This is a genomic window from Streptomyces sp. NBC_00388 (genome assembly GCF_036061255.1).
Classification (GTDB): domain Bacteria; phylum Actinomycetota; class Actinomycetes; order Streptomycetales; family Streptomycetaceae; genus Streptomyces.
On record NZ_CP107948.1, the window covers coordinates 3,342,041 to 3,359,905 of the forward strand.

Consider the following 17,865-nt stretch of genomic DNA (forward strand, 5'->3'; position numbering starts at 1 on the left):
GCCCGTCACCCTAAGCCGCCCGGGCGCACGGGCCGCCGGTACCGGACGCCAGGCACGTGAGGGGCAGGGCCCGGGGTCGCCCGGAGGCCGCCGCCCCGCACGGAGGCACGGACGCACGGAGGCCCGAGGTCACCCCCCGTACCACCCGAAGCGCTCGGCGATCACCGGCAGCCGGTCCGCGACGATCGCGTGGGCCGCCGCGCGGGGGGTGATCCCTCCGGCGTCCGACCGGGCCAGCACCTGCCCGACGAGGGCCCGCATCGAGCGCCGGATGTGGGCGAAGGCCTCGTCCGCGTCGGGTCCGATGTCACCGAACAGCGTCCACCACCACCACGCGTTCGTCGCGGAGTTGACGACGACATCGGGCAGCACGGCGATGCCGCGTTCCGCGAGCAGTGCCTCCGCATCCGGCCGTACGGGCATATTGGCGGCCTCGACGATCCAGCGCGCCGTGATCCGCGCCTGGTTGTCCGCGTCTATCGCGTAGGAGACCGCAGCCGGCACCAGCACATCTGCGTCGGCGGCGAGCCAGGCGTCGCTCCCCGGCAACTCCGTGTCATGGGGGCCGAGGGCGGTGCGGTCCACCGCCCCGTACGCGTCCCGCGCGGCCAGCAGCGCCTCCACGTCGAGCCCGCCGGGGTTGGCGACCGTGCCCTCGACGTCGGCCACCGCCACGACCCTCAGGCCGGCCCGGGCGAGGAACCGGGCGGTCGCCCCGCCCATCGTGCCGAACCCCTGCACCGCCACGCGGGTCCCCTCGTACGGGACGCCCGCGCGGTCCAGGACCGCCAGCACCGACTCGGCCACACCGCAGCCGCCGGCCAGTTCGTCGAGGCCGATGCCCCCGACCTCGACCGCGAAGGCGTCCGCCAGCCGACGGCGTGCCGTGGGCTCGTCGTCCAGCAGCGGATAGACGGCCTGGATGGAGGAGACGAGGCCCGCTTCGGCGGCGGCCCTGTCCACGGTGTCCTGGCTCAGACCCAGATCCTCACCAGTGGTCCAGAAGCGCTCGATGTACGGCCGCATCGCCCGCAGATACCGCACCAGGACGCCGTACGCGCCGGGGCTCCGCGGATCGCAGTCGATGCCGCCCTTGGCCCCGCCCAGCGGGATGTACCGGGCCTGCGGGTCATCGCCGTCGTAGTGCAGGGCCTCCTTCATGGTCATACCGCGGGCCAGACCGGCGACCTCGTCGAGCGTGCAGCCCTCCCGCATCCGCAGACCGCCGCTGGACACACCCCGCACCAGCCGGTCGATCACCAGATGGCCCATGCGGCCGGTCACGTGATCGGTCCAGGTCAGGGAGACCAACGGGGCGGGCGGGGCGGGCGTCGGCAGGGCGGTCATCGGGGTGCCTCTCCTCCGGAACGGCGATCGGGGCGGCGATCGGGGCGGCGATCGGGTCAGCGATCGGGTCAGGCCGCCATACTGAACCACCGGTCAGTATCGAGAGGGCGGGGAGCCGCTGTCAACGAGAGCGGCACCTCATCACCGCCGGCCGGACACGGTCAGGGAATCGGCCCGTCCCGGCCTGCGTCGTCCCGCCCCGCTGTACCGCTCGCCCCGCCGGAGCGGGCGGCCCGGCGCCGCGACGGGGCAGTCGTTAGCATGCGGCAGCATGACGACGACCTCCGCCGAGAGCCTCCGGCCCTTCCGTGTCGATGTGCCCCAGAGCGAGATCGATGATCTCCACGACCGCCTGGACCGCACCCGGTGGCCCGACGAACTGCCCGGAGTGGGCTGGTCCTACGGCATTCCGCGCGCCTACCTGAAGGAGCTCGCACACCACTGGCGGCACACCTACGACTGGCGGGCGGCGGAGGCCGCGCTGAACGAGTGGCCGCAGTTCACCACCACGGTCGACGGGGCGAACATCCACTTCGCCCACATCCGGTCGCCGGAGCCGGACGCGACCCCGCTGATCATGACGCACGGCTGGCCCGGGTCGATCGTGGAGTTCGCCCGCGTGGCAGGACCGCTCTCCGACCCCAGGGCGCACGGCGGCGACCCCTCCGACGCATTCCACCTGGTCCTGCCGAGCATCCCGGGATTCGGTCTCTCCGGTCCGACCACCGAGACGGGCTGGGAGTACCGCCGGGTGTCCGCCGCCTTCGCCGCGCTCATGCGGCGCCTCGGCTACGAGCGGTACGGCACCCAGGGCGGCGACTGGGGCGCCGCCATCTCCCGTGAGCTGGGCCGCGTCCATCCGGACCGGGTCATCGGCGTCCATCTGAATCTGCTCCCCGGCTCGGCCGCGACGGAGGAGCCCACCGAGGCCGAGCTGGCCCCGCTGAGCCCGGCGGAACGCGCACGCACCCAGGCGTCCTGGGAGCGGAACCGGCGGTGGGCGCGTGACCGTCAGGGGTACGCCGACATCCAGTCCACCCGCCCCCAGACGCTCGCCTACGGACTGACGGACTCACCCGTGGGGCAGCTGGCCTGGATAGCCGAGAAGTTCAAGGAGTGGACCGACTCGCAGGACCGCCCCGAGGACGCCGTCGACCGCGACCAGCTGCTCACCAACGTGATGCTGTACTGGCTGACCGGGACCGCCGGTTCGTCCGCCCGTATCTACTACGAGCGGGCGCACGCCGACTACTGGGGCGCGCCGCCCGAGCCGTCGGCGGCCCCCACCGCGCTGGCCGACTTCCCGCAGGAGAACTTCGTACCGCTGCGGCACATCGCGGAGCGGTCGAACACCATCGTGCAGTGGACGGAGCACGAGAGGGGCGGGCACTTCGCGGCCATGGAACAACCGGGCCCGCTGGTGGAGGACATCCGGGCCTTCTTCCGGAAGCTGCCGCGGGAGGCCGCCACCGGCTGACCCGGCACAGGACAGGCGCGGCCGGGGCCGGGCCGCCCGCGCCGCGTCACTTCCCGGTGACCTGGGTCCTGACCGCCCCCATGCTGGCCACGATCACCAGCGCGATGGCCAGCGCGTCCACCCCGGAGAGCGCCTGGTGCAGGACGAGGAAGCCCGCCGTCGCGGCGATGGCCGGCTCCAGGCTCATCAGGACGGCGAAGGTCGAAGCGGGGAGGCGGCGCAGGGCGAGCAGCTCCAGGGTGTACGGGAGTACGGACGAGAGCAGCGCCACCGCCGCGCCCAGGCCCAGCGTGCTCGGGACGAGCAGTTTCGAGCCCGCGTCCGCGATGCCCAGGGGCAGCATCAGCAGGGCGCCCACCGCCATCGCGAGGGCCAGTCCGTCGGCGCGGGGAAAGCGAGCGCCGGTCCGGGCGCTGAAGATGATGTACGCGGCCCACATCCCGCCCGCCGCGAGCGCGAACGCCACACCCACCAGGTTCAGACCGCCGAAGCCGCCGCCGCTCAGCAGCACCACCCCGCAGAGCGCGAGCCCGGCCCACAGCAGGTTCATCAGCCTGCGTGAGGCGATCACGGACAGGGCGAGCGGGCCGAGGACCTCCAGCGTCACGGCCGCGCCCAGCGGGATTCGGTCCGCCGCCTGGTAGAAGAAGCCGTTCATGCCGGCCATCGCGACCCCGAAGACCAGGACCGTGCTCCAGTCCGTCCGCGACAGCCCGCGTACCCGGGGCCGGCACACGACGAGCAGCACGACCGCGGCCACGGCCAGGCGCAGCGAGACGACGCCGAGCGCTCCGGCCCTGGGCATCAGCCAGACGGCCACGGCGGCCCCGAACTGCACCGAGATCCCGCCCGACAGCACCAGCCCGAGCGGCCCGAGACGGCTGCGCAGTCCGCCGGCCTCCGAGCCGCCGGGGGCGGCGTCGCTCACGGCGGAGGGGTCGGTCAGCGCGGTGTCGAGGGCCTTGGCGTCGGCGGGGGCGATCGGATCCATGACGTCCACAGTAAGGGCCCGGAGCGGTATCTCCCGCTTACGGTTGCGGAGCCTCGGGCCCCCGGGCGCTCACGGGCCCGGGCGGGGGCCACCCGTCACCGCCCGCCCGTCCCGTCACGTCCCGTCCGCCCCCCGCGCGGCCCGCCCCCCGGCCGGCCCGCCGGTCCGCCCCTCGGCCGCCAGCCCCTCGGCCAGCACCTCCGCCAGGTGCCGGGCCGGGCGCCCGCCCAGCTCAGACAGTTGTGCCAGCTGCGTGCGGCAGGAGAAGCCGTCGGCCAGGATCTCCGCCCCCGGCGCCGCCGCCCGTACTGCCGGCAGCAGCTGTTCCCCGGCGCAGGCGACCGACACCTCGTAGTGGCCGCGCTCGAACCCGAAGTTGCCGGCGAGACCGCAGCACCCGCCGCTCAGTTCGCCGGTCAGGCCCGCCTTGACGCGCAGCCGGCGTTCGGCCGCGTCGCCGAGGACCGCGTGCTGGTGGCAGTGGGTCTGCCCGGCAACCTCCCGCCCGAGCACCGGGGGCCGCCACTGCGGGGCTTCCTCCTCCAGGGCCTGTGCGAAGGTCCGTACCGCCGCCGCCAGCCGGTGCGCACGGGGGTCGTCCCCCAGCAGCTCCGGCAGATCCGTCCTGAGGGCGGCCGCACAGCTCGGCTCCAGGACGACGACGGGGAGGCCCGCGTCGAGCAGTGGCTCCACCCGGTCGAGGGTGCGGCGCAGCACCGCGCGGGCCTGGTCGAGCTGGCCGGTGGTGACATAGGTCAGTCCGCAGCACACTCCGTCCGGCGCCAGCGCGATGCCGAGTCCCGCCGACTCCAGGACCCGCACCGCAGCCCTGCCCACTTCCGGGGAGAGATGATCGGTGAAGGTGTCGGGCCAGAGGACGACGCGCGCGGGCGGCTGGACGCGGCGGCCGAACCACCGCCGGAACGTCTGCGGTGCGAGCGCCGGAATCGTACGCTCGGGAGCGATCCCCGCCAGCCGTTTGGCGAGCGAGGCCAGTGGCCGCACCCCGGACAGCGCGTTCACCGTGCGGGCGTACGGCGCCGCGGCCCGCAGCCAGCGCGGCAGGCGGCCCATCGCGTAGTGGGCGGCGGGCCTGCGCCGGCCCGCGTAGTGGTGGTGCAGGAACTCCGCCTTGTACGTGGCCATGTCGACGCCGACCGGACAGTCGCTCCGGCAGCCCTTGCAGGAGAGGCAGAGGTCCAGGGCGTCGCGGACTTCCTCCGAGCGCCACCCGTCCGTGACGACCTCGCCCGCCAGCATCTCGTGCAGCAGCCGGGCGCGCCCGCGGGTGGAGTGCTGCTCCTCCCCGGTGGCCCGGAAGGAGGGGCACATGACGTCCGTCCCGGACGCCGTCTCCGTACGGCACTTGGCGACGCCCACGCAGCGGCGTACGGCGGCGGTGAAGTCCCCCTGGTCGTGCGGGTAGCCGAACTCCACGTCCACCGGCTCTCGCGGCAGCACCGCGAAGCGGAGGTTCTCGTCCAGCCGGTGCGGCCTGGCGAGCATGCCCGGGTTCATCCCGCCCTCCGGGTCCCACACGTCCTTGAACCGGCCGAAGAGCGCGACCAGTTCGTCCCCGTACATCTGCGGGAGCAGCTCGGCGCGGGCCTGCCCGTCGCCGTGTTCGCCGGAGAGCGAGCCGCCGTGCGCGACGACGAGCGCGGCCAGCTCGCCGGAGAAGGTGCGGAAGCGTCCGACACCGGCCGGGGTGAGGAGGTCGAAGTCGATCCGTACGTGGATACAGCCGTCCCCGAAGTGGCCGTACGGGGTGCCCTGGAGCCCGTGTGCGGTGAGCAGCGCGCGGAAATCCCGCAGATACGCGCCGAGCCGGGCCGGGGGTACGGCACAGTCCTCCCAGCCCGGCCAGGCCTCCGAGCCGTCCGTGGTGCGGGTCGCGGTGCCGCTCGCGTCCTCGCGGATGCGCCACAGGGTGCGCTGGGCCGCCGGGTCGTCGATGACCAGGGTGTCCAGCGCGTCGGCGGCCCGCGCGATCGCACCGGCCCGCGCGCGGGCCTCCGCCTCATCGGCGCCGCCCGTCTCGACGAAGAGCCAGGCGCCACCGCGCGGCAGTCCTGTGGGCTCGCGCACCAGGTCGGCTGCCATACCCTCGACGGTCAGCGGGCGGTGGCGCAGCAGCCCGGCCGCCGCGTCGGCGGCGTCGCCCTCGTCCGCGTAACCGAGGACGGCGAGCGCCCGCGCGCGGGGCGCCTCGACCAGCCGTACGGTCGCCTCGGTCAGCACACCCAGGGTGCCCTCGCTGCCACAGAAGGCGCGGGCCGGGTCGGGGCCGTTCTCGGGGAGCAGGGCGTCGATCGCGTATCCGGAGATCCGGCGCGGCAGACCGGCAGGGTAGCCGGTGCGGAGCAGCTCCAGCCGGGAGCCGACGAGTTCGCGCAGGCCGGGCGGCGCGCCGTCCCAGCCCTGTCCGAGGTGGTGGGTGCCGCCCTGGTAGGCAGCGGTGGTGAGCCGGATGACGTTGTCCGCGGTGGTGCCCCAGGCGACCGAGTGGGAGCCGCAGGAGTTGTTGCCGATCATCCCGCCGAGCGTGCAGCGGTTGTGCGTGGACGGGTCGGGGCCGAAGGTCAGGCCGTGGGCGCCCGCCGCGGCCCGCAGGTCGTCGAGGATCACGCCGGGCTGGACCACAGCGGACCTGGCATCCGGGTCCAGTGAGACGATCGCGCGCATGTGCCGGGTGAAGTCGAGGACGACGCCGGTGCCGGTGGCCTGCCCCGCGATGGATGTGCCGCCGCCGCGCGGCACCACGGGCACGCCGTGGGCGCGGCACACGTCCAGCGCGGCGGCCACGTCGCCCGCGTCGCGCGGGGCGACGACGCCGAGCGGGACCCGGCGGTAGTTGGAGGCGTCCATGGTCGTCAGGGAGCGGGCGGTGACCCCGAATTCGACATCCCCGCGGACAGAACGGCGCAGGGCCCGCTCCAGATCACCGGCGTTCTCGGCGCTGTCATGACTGTTGTTGCGGCCGTTGTTGCGGCCGTCCCGCTGCTCGCCCATGGCTCCAGCATGCCCCTGTGCAAAATGTGTACCCAAGTAAACAATTTCCACACCGTCAACTTCCCAAACCGATCACCAACCCTCCTATAGTTGACAGGTGTTACTCAGGAATACCTGAGTCACTTGAGTCACGCTTGACCGTTTTACCCCACTCCCGCCCCTTCTGACCTATCCGTCCATGAGGACTCCGCCAGATGACAGAGCGCCCCCCGCTCCGCCCGACCGTACTGGCTCTGCTGATCTCCGCGATCGCTTCGGGCCTGCTGTGCGTATGGGCGGTGGCCGTGGCCCCCGCCTCGGTACGCACCCCACTCGCCTGGTGCTCGGCCGGGGCAGCCCTGCTGTTCAGCGGCGCCGTGGCCACCGCCGTCCACGCGGTGCTGCACGCCGGCAGAACGTCTCGGACGCTCCGCGCCCGAATCGAGCAACTGAGCGCAGAGAACTCGCAGTTCGGTGCGCGTACCGCCCGGCTCTCCGCCGAGTACGAGGCCAGGACCGCCCAGCTGACCGCCGCCCACGAGGCAAAGGCGGCCGAGCTCACCGCGCAGCGTGAAGCCACCGCTGCCGGGCTCACCGCCCGGTACAACGCGCAGAGCGCCGAGCTGACCGCACGGATCAACCGCGCCGAGTCCGCCCGCTCGGCCGCCCTGTCCGCGGCGTCCAACGCCGCGGGCCGGATGCAGGCCCTGGCCACCGGGATGCTCGCCGACCTGCGCGAGATGGAGCACCGTCACACCGACGAGGACGTACTCGGCGATCTGCTGCACCTCGACCACCGCACCGCCCAGGCGGGCCGGCTGGCCGACTCGATCGCCGTCCTGGCCGGTGCGCGCTCCGGGCGCCGCTGGGCCAAACCCATCGTCATGGAGTCGATCCTGCGCGGCGCGATGGGCCGGATCGCCGGATACCAGCGGGTCCGGCTCCACTCGACCAGCGAGATCGCCATCGCCGGCCACGCGGCCGAGGGCATCATGCACGCCCTCGCCGAACTCCTCGACAACGCGGCCAACTTCTCGCCGCCCACCGCCGAAGTGCATGTGTACGTCGAGGAGGTCCCGGCCGGTGTGATCCTCACCATCGAGGACAGCGGCCTGGTCATGAGCGATGTCCAGCTGCGCCGCGCCGAACGGGCCGTCACATCGGAGACCACCCAGCAGACCGACCTGGCCGGCCTCTCCGGGACCAGGCTGGGCCTCGCGGTGGTCGGGCGGCTGGCCCGCAAGCACGGACTGACCGTCTCCTTCCGCCCCTCGGCGCGCGGCGGCACCGGTGTCCTGGTCCTCCTCCCGCACGAGCTGATCACCCGCACCTCCCGGACGGCCGCACCGGCGCCGCAGGCCGTACAGGCACCGCAGGGGCAGCAGACCCAGGCCGCCCCGCTCCCGGAGGCCGCAGCGCACGGGCGGGCCGACGGCACCGCCCCTCCCGCGGCCCTGCCCACGCGCCTCCCCGCCCCCGCCGAGGCCACCGGGGAGCAGTCCCCGCCCGCGCCCGCCGCCGAGCCGGAACCCTCCCACTCCAGTGCCGGTCCGAACGAGGGCGGCCTGCCCCAGCGGCGGCGCGGCCAGACCCTGGCGGCGGCACACCCGGAAGGCACCCGGATCCCCGGGTCGTCCAAGCCCGTCGACTCGACCTCGTCCACGACATCCGCCGCCAGGTTCAGCACGTTCCGCCAGGCCGTACGTGGCGATTCCCCGAACCCGGAAGGCAGCAGCTCATGAGCACGACCACCACCGACGAGAAGCTCAACTGGCTCCTGGAGAGCCTGCTTGAGCGCACCCCGGGCGCCCGCCATGCCCTGGTGCTCTCCCGTGACGGCCTCAAGCTCTGCCGTACGAACGCGCTCTCCGTCGACCAGGCCGACCAGCTGGCCGCCATCTCGGCGGGCATCCAGTCCCTCTCGCACGGCGCGTCCATCGAGTTCGGCGACGGCACCGGCGGCGTACGGACCGCGATGGCCGAGTTCTACGGCGGCGTGCTGTTCATCGTCGAGGCGGGCGACGGCGCCCACCTCTCCGTCGTCGCTGACGAGTCCGCCGACGTCGGCCTCATCGGGCACAACATGAGCGAACTGGTCGAGCAGCTGGGCGAACACCTCAGCGCGGAGCCGCGCGCGTGAACGCCCCGGCGCCCCGGCACAGGCCGGGCCGTGACGACGACCCGGACCGCCTCTACACCGTCACAGGGGGGCGCAGCCGGTCCGACGCCACCGTCTTCGACCTGGTGACCCTGGTCGTCGGCGAGTGCGACCCCACGCCGGGGATGCAGTCCGAGCACGTCGCGATCCTGCGGATGTGCGGCCGTCCCACGGCCGTCGTGGAGATCGCGGCCGGGCTGCGACTGCCCGTCTCGATCACCCGGATCCTGCTCTGCGACCTGCTCGACACGGGGCGGATCAGCGCCCGCCATCCGCGCACCGCACGCGGCGCCGACAGCCTTCCCGACCCTCACATCCTGGAGCAGGTGCTCGTTGGACTCCGCAACCTCTAACCAGAACGCCCTGGCCGGCACCGCCGACAACGGTCTCAAGATCGTCATCGTCGGCGGGTTCGGCGCAGGGAAGACCACCATGGTCCGGTCGGTCAGCGAGATACGTCCGCTGAACACCGAGGAGACGATGACGCAGGCGGGGGCGGCCGTCGACAACCTCGACGGGGTGCAGGCCAAGACCGCCACCACCGTCGCCTTCGACTTCGGCCGTATCAGCATCGACGAGCGGACGATCCTCTACCTCTTCGGCGCGCCCGGCCAGGAGCGCTTCTGGTTCCTCTGGGACCGGCTGTTCTCCGGCACGCTCGGAGCCGTCGTCCTGGTCGACACCCGCAGGATCGCCGACTCCTGGTACGCCATCGACCGGCTGGAGCACCACGGCACGCCGTTCATCGTCGCCTGCAACGACTTCGGCGGCCCGGTGCACTCGCTGGAGCAGCTCCGTGAGGCGCTGGACCTCTCCCCCGAGATCCCGCTGATCGACTGCGACGCCCGTGACCGTACGTCCAGCAAGTACGTACTGATCACCCTCCTCCAGCACCTGCACGCCCTGTCCACAGCGCCCTCAGGGCCTTCGACATCCGCAGCGACATCCGCAGCGACGTCCGCACGGGAGCCAAGCACCACATGACCACCGACACCCCGCCGACTCGGCTGAGCGGCCCCCGATTCCAGACGGACCCCACCCAGCTCTACCGGGAGATGCGGCGCGCGCACGGCCCGGTGGCGCCGGTGCTGCTCGAAGGGGACGTACCGGCCTGGCTGGTCCTCGACTACCGCGAGCTGCACCAGGTCACCGCGGACCCGGTGCTCTTCAGCCGGGACTCCGACCTGTGGAATCAGTGGGACCGCATCCCGGGCGACTGGCCGCTGCTGCCGATGATCGGCCGCAAGCAGCCGTCGATCCTCTACACCGTGGGGGAGCGCCACCGCGAGCGCGCCGCGATGATCGGCGACGCGCTGGAGTCGGTCGACCCGTTCGCCCTGCGGCGCATCGCCGAGCAGTACGCCGACGAGCTGATCAACTCCTTCTGCGGCAAGGGCGTCACGGAGATCATCGGCCAGTACGCGATGCTGCTGCCGGTCCGGGTGCTCGCCAGGATCTACGGCTTCCCTGACGACGAGGGCCCGGCCCTGGTCAAGGCGTTGAACGACATGATCGACGGCCGTGAACTCGCCCTGGCGGGACAGCAGCACCTCGGGCAGTCGATGATGAATCTGCTCATCGCCCGGCAGGCGTCGCCCGCCGAGGACGTCGCCTCGCACATGCTGGGCAACGAGGCAGGGTTCTCCCTGGACGAGGTCGCCCAGGACCTGATGGTCATGCTGGCCGCGGGCCACCAGCCCACCGCCGACTGGATCGGCAACTCGCTGCGGCTGATGCTGACCGACGACCGGTTCGCCGCCTCGCTCTCGGGCGGCCGGCACAGCGTCGCCGAGGCGATGAACGAGGTCCTCTGGGAGGACACCCCGACGCAGAACGTCGCGGGCCGATGGGCCTCGCGCGACACCCACCTCGGCGGGCGGCACATCCAGACCGGCGACATGCTGCTGCTCGGTCTCGCCGCCGCCAACGCCGACCCGCAGGTCCGCACCGACGGTTCGACGCTGACCGGCGGCAACAACGCCTTCTTCTCCTTCGGCCACGGCGAGCACCGCTGTCCGTTCCCGGCCCAGGAGATCGCGGAGGTCGTCGCGCGTACGGGGATCGAGGTCATCCTCGACCGCCTCCCCGACATCGACCTCGCGGCCCCCGGGGAGAGCCTCACCCAGCGTCCTTCTCCCTGGCTGCGCGGTCTGTCCAGCCTGCCCGTCACCTTCACTCCGGTTCCCGCACTGTGACCCGAAGACCCACCCAGCACGGCCGTTCGCGCCCCAGGAGGCACAGATGAGTTGCCCGGTCGACCACGGAAGCCACACCGAGAGCATCGCCCTGGACCCCTTCGTCCGGGATCTGGACGGCGAGAGCGCCGCCCTGCGGGCAGCGGGGCCGCTGGCCCGGGTCGTCCTGCCGGGCGGGGTGGCCTGTTACGCGGTGACGCGGCACGCCGAGGCCCGGCAGCTGCTCACCGACTCCCGGCTGGTGAAGGACATCGAGGTCTGGGGCGCGTGGCAGCGCGGGGAGATCCCGCTGGACTGGCCGCTGATCGGGCTGGCCAACCCGGGCCGTTCGATGCTGACCGCCGACGGCCCTGAGCACCGCAGGCTCCGCACCCTGGTGGCGCAGGCGCTGACCGTGCGGAGGGTGGAGCGGCTGCGCGCCGGCATCGAGAAGCTCACCACCGGGATGCTGGACCGGCTCGCCGAGGTGCCGGCCGGGGAGACCGTCGACCTGAAGGCGGAGTTCGCGTACCCGCTGCCGATGAACGTGGTCAGCGAGCTGATGGGCGTCGACGCCGTCGACCACCCCAGGCTGAAGACCCTCTTCGAGAAGTTCTTCTCCACCCAGACGCCGCCGGAGGAGGTCCCGCAGATGATGGCGGACCTCGGCAGGCTCTTCTCGAAGATCGTCGAGTCCAAGCGGGCCGAACCGGGTGACGACCTGACGAGCGCGCTGATCGCGGCCTCCGAGGACGGCGACCACCTCACGACCGAGGAGATCACCAACACCCTCCAGCTGATGATCGCCGCAGGCCACGAGACGACGATCAGCCTGATCGTGAACGCGGTCGTCGCCCTCCAGGCCCACCCCGAGCAGCGCCGGATGGTGCTCGACGGCGAGGTGCCGTGGGAGAACGTCATCGAGGAGACGCTCCGCTGGTCCACCCCGACCTCGCACGTCCTGATCCGCTTCGCGTCCGAGGACATCGAGGTGGGCGACAGGATCCTGCCGAAGGGCGAGGGGCTGATCGTCTCGTTCGGAGCGATCGGCCGCGACGAGGAGGCGCACGGCCCGACGGCGGACGGCTTCGACATCACCCGCGCCCCGAACCGGCACATCTCCTTCGGCCACGGCCCGCACGTCTGCCCCGGCGCCGCGCTCTCCCGCCTCGAAGCGGGCGTCGCCCTGCCCGCGCTCTTCGGCCGTTTCCCCGAGCTGCACCTGGCCGTCCCCGCGACGGAGTTGCGGAACAAGCCGGTGGTCACTCAGAACGACCTCTACGCGCTGCCGGTGAAGCTCGGCGGCTGAGCACCGCCGCCCGCCCCGCTCCCCCACGCTCCCGACCGCCCGGCCCGGCCCGCGTCCCCCGGGGCCCGGGGCGGGCCGGGCGGAGGGCGCGGTCGCCCGGCCGCCGGGAGACCCCCGTCACACCCCGTGTCGTCCGTCTCACCGAGCGGACCCTTTGTCCGCGAGCGCCCGGAACCGGCTACGCTCCGGCTCGTGGCTGAGATCCGGATTCCCGCTGACATCAAGCCCGCCGACGGCCGTTTCGGCGCGGGCCCCTCCAAGGTGCGTACGGAGGCGCTGGACGCCCTCGCCGCGACCGGTACTTCCCTGATGGGCACCTCCCATCGCCAGGCCCCGGTGAAGAACCTGGTCGGCGCGGTGCGCGCAGGCGTACGCGACCTCTTCCAGCTCCCCGAGGGCTACGAGGTGATCCTGGGCAACGGCGGGTCCACCGCCTTCTGGGACGTCGCGACCCACGGGCTCATCGAGTCCAAGTCGCAGCACCTCAACTTCGGTGAGTTCTCCTCCAAGTTCGCCAAGGCGTCGAAGCTGGCCCCGTGGCTGGCCGACCCGACCGTGATCGCCTCCGACCCGGGCACCCACCCGGACCCGGCGGCCGAGGCCGGGGTGGACGTCTACGCGCTGACGCACAACGAGACGTCGACGGGCGTCGCCGCCCCGATCAAGCGCGTCACCGGCGCCGACGAGGGCTCCCTCGTCCTGGTGGACGCCACCTCGGGTGCGGGCGGTCTGCCGGTCGACATCACCGAGACCGACGTCTACTACTTCGCCCCGCAGAAGTCGTTCGCCTCCGACGGCGGCCTGTGGATCGGGGTGTTCTCCCCGGCCGCGCTGGAGCGCGCGGCGCGCGTCCACGCGTCGGGCCGGCACATCCCCGAGTTCTTCAGCCTGCCGACGGCGATCGACAACTCGCTCAAGAACCAGACGTACAACACCCCGGCCCTCGCCACGCTGTTCCTCCTGAACGAGCAGCTGACCTGGATGAACACCCAGGGCGGCCTGGACTGGACGGTCGCGCGCACGGCGGCATCCGCCCGCGCCCTGTACGGCTGGGCCGAGGAGTCCAAGTACGCGACCCCGTTCGTCACCGACCCGGCGAAGCGCTCGCAGGTGATCGGCACGATCGACTTCGCCGACGAGATCGACGCGACGGCCGTCGCGAAGGCGCTGCGCGCCAACGGCATCGTGGACACCGAGCCGTACCGCAAGCTGGGCCGCAACCAGCTGCGGGTGGCGATGTTCCCGGCGATCGACCCGAAGGACGTCGAGGCGCTGACGGCCTGCATCGACTACGTGATCGGGCAGCTGTAAGGTCCCGCTCCGCACAGGATCCGTGTCCCGGAGCCCCGGCCGCCCCTGAGGCGCCGGGGCTCCGGCGTGTCCGGCCCGTCTCCGGGCCCGACGCCGTACCGGCAGGGGGGCGCCGATCAGGCCCCGTCGGATCGTCCCGGCCGATCAGGCCCCGTCGATCAGACGCTGGAGCGCGGGCCCGCACAGCTCGGCCAGCCGCTCCGGGGTGGCCAGTTCGCCCGCGCCGGGACGGTGCAGGCTGAGAGCGGCGCCGATGCCCAGCAGCTGGCCGGCGATCAGCTCGGCCCGCAGTTCACGGTCGTCACCGGTGAGGCGAGCGGCCAGGCGGGAGGTGACCTGCTCCCGGAAGCGCTCCTTCAGCAGGGAGCGTTCGTCCCGGTTGCCGAGCGAGAAGACCACCCGCAGCAGGGGATCTGCCTGACGTTCCCGGCGGCTGCGCACGAGAGCGAGCACCAGATGCCGGCCCAGTGAACCGAGGGACGCGTCGAACAACTCGTCGGCTGCCGCACCGAAGTCGGCGACCGTGTTGAACAGCTCCTCCTTGGTGCCGAAGCGCTTCACGATCAGCGAGGCGCTCACCCCCGCGTCGGCGGCGATACCGCGCATCGTCACCTCGGCGTACGGACGCTGGGTGAACGCCCGCCGGGCAGCGAGCAGAATGGCGTCACGCCCCGTGGCGACGGCTCCCGCACCGGCGCCCGCACGGGGGCCCGTACCGGCTTCCGTACTGGTTTCCGTACCACCGACGGTCATGCACCCTCCCGGACAAGCGCGTTCGGACCTCGCTCCCCGACGGTACCGGCCGCACCGGCCGGACGCCCCGGAATGCAGAGCGTGACGGCCAGCGCGGCGAGGGCGGCCCCGGCGGCGATCAGGAAGACCAGCAGATACGCGTGCAGGGTGGGCGCGGTGTGCCCGCCGACCCGGAACGTCACGTTGGCGAGCACGGCGGCCACCACGGCGCTGCAGAAGGCCTGCCCGACCGAGCGCATCAGGGTGTTGAGCCCGTTGGCCGCCCCGGTCTCGCTCACCGGGACCGCGCGCATCACGAGGGAGGGCAGCGCGGAGTAGGCGAGGGCGGTGCCGGAGGCGACGACCGTCGCGCCCACGATGATCAGCCACAGGCTGTGGCTGGTGAAGAAGCGCACCAGATAGCCGACGGCCAGCACGCCCGCGGCGAGCGCCAGCGTGACCTTCGGCCCGTACCGGGCGGAGATCCGCGCGGAGACCGGGGAGAGCGCCACCATGGCGAGCCCGCCGGGCAGCAGGCAGAGTCCGCCCACGACGATGGACGCGCCGAGGCCGTACCCGGTGCTCTTCGGCTCCTGCACCATCTGGGCGGTGGAGAGGGAGTTGGCGTAGAAGGCGAAGCCGATCAGCAGCGCGGCGAGGTTGGCGAAGAGCACCGCGGGGCGGGCGGAGACACGCAGGTCGACCATGGGGGAGGCGACCCGCAGTTCGTACCGGCCCCAGACCAGCCCGATCACGACGGCGGCCACGAACAGGGCGATCACCCTCGTGGACCCCCAGCCCCACTCGCCGCCCTGCGTGGTGGCGAGCAACAGGCAGACCAGCGCGCCGCTCAGGCCGATGGCCCCCAGCGCGTCGAACCGCCCGCGCGCCCGCAGCGGCGACTCCGGTACGACGGCGAGCACCAGCACGATGTCGAGCACCCCGAGCCCGGCGGACGCCCAGAACATGGTGTGCCAGTCGGAATGTTCGATGACCATCGCGGCGACCGGCAGCCCCACGGCCGCGCCGATGCCCAGCGTCGAACTCATCAGCGCGACGGACGACAGGACGCGGGCGGGCGGCAGCTCGTCGCGCATGATGCTGATACCCAGCGGCACGACGGCGAGCGCGGCGCCCTGGAGCGCGCGCCCGGCGATGAGCACCCCGATCTGTGAACTGACCGCGCAGAGCACGGACCCGGCGACCAGCACCCCGAGCGCGGCGACGAGCACCCGGCGCTTTCCGTACATGTCCCCGACCCGCCCCAGCACCGGCGTGCAGACGGCCCCGGTCAGCAGCGTGACGGTGACGAGCCAGCTGGCCGCGGCGGGGGTGGCTCCGGTGAGCGCCGGAACGTGCGGCAGCAGGGGCACGACCAGCGTCTGCATGACGGCGACGACGACACCGCAGAAGGCGAGGACCCCGACGAACATCCGGGGGTGCGGTGCCGCACCGGGGGCGGCGGTACCGGGTCCGGTCGCGGAGCCCGCGGACCCGGTACCGCCGGCGGGGCCGGTGCCGGCTGCCTGGCCGGTCGGGCCGGCCGCGGTCCGGCCGGCCGGCCGGGCCGGCTCCGTGGGTCCTGAGGTCGCTGGGGGTCCGGGTATCGCTGGGGGCATGGCTCTCCGTCGGGCTGGCTGGGTGACGTGGGCCCCGGCCAGGGACGGCCTGGGGGTGCACAGACGTTCACCCCCAGGGTAAACGCCTGTGCACCCCGTCGGAACCAGGCGGCCGCAAGGGGAGTGCGGGAGCCCTGTCGGGCCGTGGGCGGCTCAGCCGCCCGCCGGGAAGAGGCCGGGGGCCGGAGGCACCCCGAGCGGCGACACCCGCCACCGCTCCTCGCCGTCCTGCCACTCCCCCGTCGGCCTGAGCCCCGCAGCCCGGGCCACGCCTGCGGACGCCACGTGGTCCGGGTGGATGTGCGCGATCACGGTGCGCACTCCCGGCACCTCGCCGACCAGCGCCACCAGCCCCACCGCCGCCTCCGACGCGATCCCGCGCCCCTGCCACTCCGTACCCACGACCCACGCGATCTCGGCCACCGGACCCGACAGCGTCGCCTGGACGGTCCCGGCCGCCACTCCCTCCGTACGCAACCGGATCACCCAGTTCCACCAGGTCACCGCAGGGTCCGGTGAGCCCGCGCACTGACGTGCGTACCGGGCGCGGAGCTCGTCCGCGGTCGCTGGGCTGCCCCCGATGAACGTATGGAGGGCCGGATCGGACAGCACCCGGGCCATCTCCTGGGCGTGCGCGGCCCGGAGCGGGACCAGGTCGAGCCGCCCGGTGGCGAAGGCCTCGGGGTCGTTCGTCGTAGTGGGCACACCGGAAGGCTAAGGCGCCCGGCACCGCCCGGGCGGCCGTCCCGCGTACGGTCCGGCAGCGGTCTCGTGTGCGGTCCGGCAGCCCGCCGTCTCCTTCCCCCAGAACCGCACCTGCCCGTACCAGCCGCCGACGGGGTACCGGCCCCCGGGCTCCGGGGAATCACCGCTGACGCCCGCCACCCTCTTCGACGGCCGCCGGGTCTGGCTGGTGACCGGACATGCCGAGGCCCGGGCACTCCTCGTCGACCCACGGCTCTCGTCCGACCGCGAGCACCCCGCTTTCCCGATGCTCACCGCACGGCTGGCCGGGAGCAGCAGACGACGCGTCGAGCTCCTCGGCGTGGACGACCCCGAGCACAACACCCAGCGCCGGATGCTGATCCCGGGCTTCTCGCTCGAACGGACCGCCGCCCTGCGCCCCCGGATCCAGGAGACCGTCGACCGGTTGCTGGACACGATGATCGCGCAGGGCGCTCCCGCGGATCTGGTGAGCGCCTTCGCGCTGCCCGTCCCCTCGATGGTGATCTGTGCGCTGCTCGGCGTCCCGTACAGCGATCACGAGTTCTTCGAGACCCAGTCGCTCAAGCTGCTGCGCGGCCCCGGGGTCGCCGAGGTGGACGCCGCGCGGGAAGCCCTGGACGACTACTTCCGGGCGCTCATCGAGCGCAAGAGGACCGAACGGGGCGAGGGGCTGCTGGACGAACTGACCGCCCGGCAGCTCGAATCGGGGGCCATGGACCGTGACCAGCTGGTCCAGCTGGCCGAGATCCTGCTCGTCGCCGGCCACGAGACGACCGCGAACATGATCTCGCTGGGCACCTTCACCCTCCTCCAGCACCCGGAGCAGCTGGCGCGGTTGCGCGTGGGCGGGGACGTCGTACCGGCCGGGCTTCGGGTGCGGGGTGCAGGCTCTCGCCGGCCGGGCTTCGGCTGCGGGCCACGGCCCCCGCCGCCCGCACCCGCCTTCCCTCTGGTACGGGTATGGCGCACGGTCGATAAAATGACCACCCGGGCCCGGAGCAACCGGCACCGGCGCACCTCTCCGGAAGGC

Annotated in this window: 14 protein-coding genes and 1 pseudogene; 9 read left to right on the top strand and 6 right to left on the bottom strand. The window is 73.0% G+C overall.

Annotated features, from left to right (window positions below; translation table 11 throughout):
• Window positions 1-129 precede the first annotated feature (129 nt).
• The gene (locus tag OG917_RS15050; RefSeq protein WP_328318114.1) at window positions 130-1,347 is read right to left on the bottom strand and encodes a glutamate dehydrogenase; all 1,218 of its coding nucleotides are present in this window, start codon (window positions 1,345-1,347) and stop codon (window positions 130-132) included.
• Window positions 1,348-1,618: 271 nt separating this feature from the next.
• On the opposite strand from OG917_RS15050, the gene OG917_RS15055 reads away from it, so the two are divergent.
• Window positions 1,619-2,824 (top strand): epoxide hydrolase family protein, encoded by a 1,206-nt coding sequence (locus OG917_RS15055; protein WP_328318115.1) that lies wholly within the window; start codon window positions 1,619-1,621, stop codon window positions 2,822-2,824.
• A 46-nt stretch (window positions 2,825-2,870) separates the two neighbouring features.
• Here the strand turns inward: OG917_RS15055 and OG917_RS15060 are convergent, their stop codons facing one another.
• Together OG917_RS15060 and OG917_RS15065 are read right to left on the bottom strand one after the other, a co-directional pair.
• A complete protein-coding gene (locus OG917_RS15060; protein WP_328318116.1) occupies window positions 2,871-3,815 on the bottom strand; it encodes an EamA family transporter in 945 nt (314 codons plus the stop codon).
• 114 nt (window positions 3,816-3,929) lie between these two features.
• Window positions 3,930-6,827 carry an FAD-binding and (Fe-S)-binding domain-containing protein gene (locus OG917_RS15065; protein ID WP_328318117.1) on the bottom strand — a complete coding sequence of 966 codons (2,898 nt, stop codon included), beginning with the start codon at window positions 6,825-6,827 and terminating at the stop codon, window positions 3,930-3,932.
• Between the two features lie 194 nt (window positions 6,828-7,021).
• Between OG917_RS15065 and OG917_RS15070 the strand changes: the two genes are divergently transcribed.
• The 7 genes from OG917_RS15070 to serC all read left to right on the top strand — a co-directional run bounded on the left by OG917_RS15070 (window position 7,022) and on the right by serC (window position 13,758).
• Window positions 7,022-8,548 (top strand): ATP-binding protein, encoded by a 1,527-nt coding sequence (locus OG917_RS15070; RefSeq protein WP_328318118.1) that lies wholly within the window; start codon window positions 7,022-7,024, stop codon window positions 8,546-8,548.
• Window positions 8,545-8,946, top strand: a complete 402-nt coding sequence (locus tag OG917_RS15075; protein WP_328318119.1) for a roadblock/LC7 domain-containing protein — start codon at window positions 8,545-8,547, stop codon at window positions 8,944-8,946. The genes OG917_RS15070 and OG917_RS15075 overlap by 4 nt, the downstream gene beginning before the upstream one ends.
• Window positions 8,943-9,317 (top strand): DUF742 domain-containing protein, encoded by a 375-nt coding sequence (locus tag OG917_RS15080; protein WP_328318120.1) that lies wholly within the window; start codon window positions 8,943-8,945, stop codon window positions 9,315-9,317. Before OG917_RS15075 ends, OG917_RS15080 begins: the two co-directional genes overlap by 4 nt.
• Entirely contained in the window at window positions 9,298-9,948 is a 651-nt protein-coding gene (locus OG917_RS15085) for a GTP-binding protein (protein ID WP_328318121.1), read from the top strand. Before OG917_RS15080 ends, OG917_RS15085 begins: the two co-directional genes overlap by 20 nt.
• A complete protein-coding gene (locus OG917_RS15090) occupies window positions 9,945-11,159 on the top strand; it encodes a cytochrome P450 (protein ID WP_328318122.1) in 1,215 nt (404 codons plus the stop codon). Before OG917_RS15085 ends, OG917_RS15090 begins: the two co-directional genes overlap by 4 nt.
• A gap of 46 nt (window positions 11,160-11,205) precedes the next feature.
• A complete protein-coding gene (locus OG917_RS15095) occupies window positions 11,206-12,447 on the top strand; it encodes a cytochrome P450 family protein (RefSeq protein ID WP_328318123.1) in 1,242 nt (413 codons plus the stop codon).
• 192 nt (window positions 12,448-12,639) lie between these two features.
• Window positions 12,640-13,758, top strand: a complete 1,119-nt coding sequence (gene serC / locus OG917_RS15100) for a phosphoserine transaminase (protein ID WP_328318124.1) — start codon at window positions 12,640-12,642, stop codon at window positions 13,756-13,758.
• 144 nt (window positions 13,759-13,902) lie between these two features.
• On the opposite strand, the gene OG917_RS15105 is transcribed toward serC, so the two are convergent.
• The 3 genes from OG917_RS15105 to OG917_RS15115 all read right to left on the bottom strand — a co-directional run bounded on the left by OG917_RS15105 (window position 13,903) and on the right by OG917_RS15115 (window position 16,814).
• On the bottom strand, window positions 13,903-14,511 hold the full coding sequence (locus tag OG917_RS15105) for a TetR/AcrR family transcriptional regulator (RefSeq protein ID WP_328318125.1): 609 nt from the start codon (window positions 14,509-14,511) through the stop codon (window positions 13,903-13,905).
• Complete coding sequence (locus tag OG917_RS15110) at window positions 14,508-15,923, bottom strand: MFS transporter (protein ID WP_328318126.1); 1,416 nt, start codon at window positions 15,921-15,923, stop codon at window positions 14,508-14,510. Before OG917_RS15110 ends, OG917_RS15105 begins: the two co-directional genes overlap by 4 nt.
• A 339-nt stretch (window positions 15,924-16,262) precedes the next feature.
• Window positions 16,263-16,814 (bottom strand): GNAT family N-acetyltransferase, encoded by a 552-nt coding sequence (locus OG917_RS15115; RefSeq protein ID WP_328318127.1) that lies wholly within the window; start codon window positions 16,812-16,814, stop codon window positions 16,263-16,265.
• Between the two features lie 85 nt (window positions 16,815-16,899).
• Between OG917_RS15115 and OG917_RS15120 the strand changes: the two are divergent.
• Window positions 16,900-17,706 (top strand): annotated as a pseudogene (locus tag OG917_RS15120) (cytochrome P450); the annotation flags it as partial.
• Between the last annotated feature and the right edge of the window lie 159 nt (window positions 17,707-17,865).

What these genes read in the sequence shown, in the direction of transcription:
- OG917_RS15050 (WP_328318114.1), bottom strand. Translation starts at nt 1,347, where the DNA reads ATGACCGCCCTGCCGACGCCCGCCCCGCCCGCCCCGTTGGTCTCCCTG.
- OG917_RS15055 (WP_328318115.1), top strand. Translation starts at nt 1,619, where the DNA reads ATGACGACGACCTCCGCCGAGAGCCTCCGGCCCTTCCGTGTCGATGTG.
- OG917_RS15060 (WP_328318116.1), bottom strand. Translation starts at nt 3,815, where the DNA reads ATGGATCCGATCGCCCCCGCCGACGCCAAGGCCCTCGACACCGCGCTG.
- OG917_RS15065 (WP_328318117.1), bottom strand. Translation starts at nt 6,827, where the DNA reads ATGGGCGAGCAGCGGGACGGCCGCAACAACGGCCGCAACAACAGTCAT.
- OG917_RS15070 (WP_328318118.1), top strand. Translation starts at nt 7,022, where the DNA reads ATGACAGAGCGCCCCCCGCTCCGCCCGACCGTACTGGCTCTGCTGATC.
- OG917_RS15075 (WP_328318119.1), top strand. Translation starts at nt 8,545, where the DNA reads ATGAGCACGACCACCACCGACGAGAAGCTCAACTGGCTCCTGGAGAGC.
- OG917_RS15090 (WP_328318122.1), top strand. Translation starts at nt 9,945, where the DNA reads ATGACCACCGACACCCCGCCGACTCGGCTGAGCGGCCCCCGATTCCAG.
- OG917_RS15095 (WP_328318123.1), top strand. Translation starts at nt 11,206, where the DNA reads ATGAGTTGCCCGGTCGACCACGGAAGCCACACCGAGAGCATCGCCCTG.
- OG917_RS15105 (WP_328318125.1), bottom strand. Translation starts at nt 14,511, where the DNA reads ATGACCGTCGGTGGTACGGAAACCAGTACGGAAGCCGGTACGGGCCCC.
- OG917_RS15110 (WP_328318126.1), bottom strand. Translation starts at nt 15,923, where the DNA reads ATGTTCGTCGGGGTCCTCGCCTTCTGCGGTGTCGTCGTCGCCGTCATG.